The organism is Fructobacillus fructosus KCTC 3544, from assembly GCF_001438695.1.
GTDB lineage: Bacteria > Bacillota > Bacilli > Lactobacillales > Lactobacillaceae > Fructobacillus > Fructobacillus fructosus.
In genome coordinates this window covers 1-1136 of the sequence record NZ_JQBH01000032.1, presented here as the reverse complement: position 1 = coordinate 1136, position 1136 = coordinate 1, and the positions used below count along the sequence as shown (strand labels likewise).

The following is a 1136-nucleotide window of genomic DNA, read 5'->3' as shown; positions in this document are numbered from 1 at the left end:
TGTCACACAAACTGCTCATTTCACACGTGAAGTGACGGTTGATAAGGTAACTGGTAAAGAAATTTCAGCTACTGATTGGCAATCAACGGATGCGACTTTTACTGCCGTAGCATTGCCAGAAGTGAATGGCTGGATTGCACCAAAAAAGACAGTTGACGGTGAAACTGTGTCGGCAACTACTGGTGATCAAACTGAAACAGTTCAGTACAAGAGTACGACAGATCTTTATTACGAAGTGACAATGTATGACGTTGATGATAACGATAAAATTCTTTATCACGACAAACTGTTGGGAACATATTTAAATCCAAAGGCCCTGGATGGTTTCGGTGCGTTCGTTGACAATGCTGAGAATGCTGGTGCCGCTTTGGAAGCATCCGGTTATGAATATGAAGCCGATAAGCATGTCTTCTCAGATTCAACCGAAGTGGTTAACGGACGGACCGTTGATTCGCAAATTAATAAGTCATACTTCCATCACAAGATGCAAACTGTAACGCCGGAAAACCCTGAGAATGGCGTGGAAACTTCAAAGACGGTTACCCGTACCATTAACTACGTTGATGCGAAGGGAAAGACCGTTGCACCATGCGTGACGCAGACAGCTCATTTCACTCGTAATGTGACGATTGATGCTGTAACAAAGGCTGAAAAGTCAGCTACTGCTTGGCAATCAACGGACGCTAACTTTGAAGCAGTCACGAGTCCAACTCTTGAAGACCGCATTACTAAGCAGACGACAGTTGCTGCAGAAACGGTCGATGCTAACACGGATAACCAAACGGTTACGGTAATCTACGATAATCCTGCTCTGTATATCGAACGGCGGGCAATCGTTGATTTGGATACGAATACCGTTTTGATGGACCTTTCTCACCGTAGTGATGACTCAGCTGAAAGTTCTTACCACTTCGTTGATGAAGTAGAAAACACCGCTGCTTCTATACTTGAAGATAAGTACGTTGAAGCCTACAAGAACAGCTCCAAGACAATCTCTTATGTTGATGGCAAGGCTGTTAGCTATGATGACCAAACGATTTACGTTCACCATGCAACTGAAGTGGTAACGCCTGAAAAGTCTAAGGATGGGGTGGAAACTTCAAAGACGGTTACTCGTACGGTTAACTTCGTGGATA

At 44.1% G+C, this 1136-nt stretch carries 1 protein-coding gene; it reads left to right on the top strand.

The annotated features are described in order from the left end of the window. Positions 1-1136: mucin-binding protein (locus IV71_RS08160; RefSeq protein ID WP_420889353.1), on the top strand; the 1136-nt coding region annotated here is incomplete at both ends.